The sequence below is a fragment of the Ralstonia sp. ASV6 genome (assembly GCF_016429285.1).
In the GTDB taxonomy this organism is placed as follows: Bacteria; Pseudomonadota; Gammaproteobacteria; order Burkholderiales; family Burkholderiaceae; genus Ralstonia; species Ralstonia flaminis.
In genome coordinates this window covers 1-2,775 of record NZ_JAELUI010000280.1, presented here as the reverse complement: position 1 = coordinate 2,775, position 2,775 = coordinate 1, and the positions used below count along the sequence as shown (strand labels likewise).

At 66.2% G+C, this 2,775-nt stretch carries 2 protein-coding genes; both read left to right on the top strand.

Translation table 11 applies throughout. From position 1 onward, the window contains the following. A partial coding sequence (locus JHD73_RS27365; protein ID WP_199033275.1) for a M61 family metallopeptidase occupies window positions 1-1,425 on the top strand: 1,425 nt, incomplete at its 5' end. A gap of 12 nt (window positions 1,426-1,437) precedes the next feature. After that, window positions 1,438-2,775, top strand: a 1,338-nt coding sequence (locus JHD73_RS27360) for an FUSC family protein (protein WP_199033274.1), incomplete at its 3' end; no start/stop codon positions are given.

Genomic DNA, 2,775 nt, shown 5'->3' with positions numbered 1-2,775 from the left:
GGCCGTATCCAGGGCAAGGCTGGCGCCAAGCGCTACGGTTTCGGCTGGTACGAAGCCGCCAACTACGACGAGCTGATCGACCACCCGGTCGAGATGGGCACCTTCGAGATGGTCTCGTTCGAGGCCTGCGGTGCGCAGCACGATGCCGTCTTCACCGGCCGCGTGCCGAACCTCGATCTGGAGCGCATCGCGCGGGATTTCAAGCGCATCTGTGAAGCACAGATCCGCCTGTTCGAGCCGCAGACTGCCACCGCCCCGTTCCTCGACAGCAACCGCCGCTACGTCTTCATGACGATGGTCACGACCGACGGCTATGGCGGCCTGGAACACCGCGCCAGCACCGCGCTGATGTGCGCACGCAATGACCTGCCCGTGACCGGCCGCGATGAGACCACCGAGGGCTATCGCACCTTCCTCGGCCTCGTCAGCCACGAGTATTTCCACACCTGGAACGTCAAGCGCATCAAGCCGGCTACCTTCGTGCCGTATGCGCTCGACCGCGAGGTGCACACGCCGCTGCTGTGGCTGTTCGAAGGCTTCACCAGCTACTACGACGACCTGATGCTGGTGCGCTCGGGTTTGATCTCCGAGGCGCAGTACCTGGAGATGGTCGCCAAGACATGGAACGGCGTGCTGCGCGGCAGCGGCCGCCTGAAGCAGAGCGTGGCCGAAAGCTCGTTCGACGCGTGGACGAAGTACTACCGCCAGGACGAGAACGCCCCCAACGCCATCGTCAGCTACTACACCAAGGGCTCGCTCGTGGCGCTGGCGCTGGATTTGACGATCCGCACACAGACCGACGGCGAACGTTCGCTCGACGACGTGATGCGCGCCCTGTGGGTGACGTACGGCCGCGACTTCTATGCCGCCGGCCACACGCAGCGCGGCGTGACTGAAGCCGGGTTGACCGCCCTGATGGAAGAGATCACCGGCCTGCGCCTGCGCACGCTGGTGCGCCAGTTGACCGAAGGGCGCGACGATCCACCGCTGCCCGCGCTGTTCAAGGCGATGGGCGTGAGCGCAACGCGCAAGGCGGCCGAGACGGCACTCGCCCTGGGCGTCAAATCGGGCGCCGAGAACGGCTTCGTCAAGCTGCAGCAGGTATTCGACGGCAGCCCGGCACAGCGTGCCGGCTTGTCCGCTGGCGACCTGATCGTCGCGGTGGACGGCCTGCGCGTGCCGGCCGGTCAACTCGACAAGACCCTGGCGCGGCATCGCGCTGGCGATACGGTGTCCGTGCACGTGTTCCGCCGCGATGAGCTCATGGCGCTGGATGTGACGCTCGCCACCGACGCCACACCGCAGTTCACGCTGGCGCTGGCGTCCGACCCGTCGCCGCTGCGCTCGGCATGGCTGGGCAAGCGCGCCGCCGGCCGCAAGGTTGTGCGCGATGCGCGCGCCGCACGCGGCAAGTCGGCCGCCTGATCCGCGCAGCCGATGGACTACGCCCACGACCCACGCACCTTTCTCTACAGCCACTACGTATCGCGCGGCATCCGCACCGCCACCGGCGTGATCGGCCTGACGCTGCTCGCGCTGCTGGTGATGGATCTGCAGGGCGCGATGGTGGTGTCGATCGGTGCGCTGTGCACCAGCCTGATGGACTTGCCCAGCCCGCTGCGGCACAAGTTCAACGAAATGATGGCGTGCGTGCTGCTGACCACGGCTGTCACCTTCATCGTGGCAGTGGCCACGCCCTACGCCGTCCTGCCGGTGGTGCTCGTGCTGGTGACCTTCCTGGCCGGCATGATGGTGGCGTACGGCAACAAGACGATGCCGCTGCAGTTTGCGGCGCTGTTCGTCATGACGCTCACGTTTACCGAGGAGTTCGCCTTCCGCGAAGCGGTGGAACACACCGTGCAGTTCTTCCTCGGCGCCATGGGCTACATGGCCTTTGCGATGGCGGTGGCGTGGGGCCAGCGGCGCCGCATCAAGGAGCAGGTGCTGGCCGAGTGCCTGTACGAGCTGGCCGTGTACGTCGAACGCAAGGCCGGCTTCTACGACGCCTCCAAGGATTTCGACGAGCAGTTCAACGCGCTGGTGCGCCAGCAGATTTCGGTGGCAGACAAGCAGCAGGTGGCGCGCGACTTTGTCTTCCGCGACAACCGCACGGCCAGTGACGGGCGCCTCGTGCAGATCCACATGCGGATGCTCGACATCTACGAGTACCTGCTGTCATCCAACACCGACTACCCGCTGCTGCGCCAGTATCTGGCGGACGCCGAGATCCTGCGCCTGCTGCACGGGATCATTGAGCGCCTGCGCCAGGACATCGAAGGCGTCGCCTACGCCGTGGGCCGCGACCGTGCGTCACCTACGCCCATGTCGTATGAGCAGGAGATGGCTGCCATCGACGCCGCGTTCAACGACGTGCAGCACGGTCACCACGGCATTCCAATCGAGGCCATTGCCGCGCTGGAGGAGTCGATTGCCACCGTGCGCGGCGCGATCCGCCTGATGGCCCAACTGCACGCGGCCACGGCCACACCGGTGGAGTTGTCCAAGGTGCTGCTGCGCCCGGACATGACGCCGTTCCTCACGCGCCAGAAGTACGAGCTGCGGCTGGTGCTGGAGGAGCTGACGTGGCGCTCGCCGGTGCTGCGCTTTGCGCTGCGCATCTCGATGGCGGTCGCTGCTGGGCTGTGGATTGCCGACCACCTGCCGTACTCCTCACATGGCTACTGGGTCTTGCTGACCATCGTCGTGATCCTCAAGCCGACGTTCAGCATGACGCGCCAGCGCAATTTCGACCGGGTGCTCGGCACGCTCATCGGC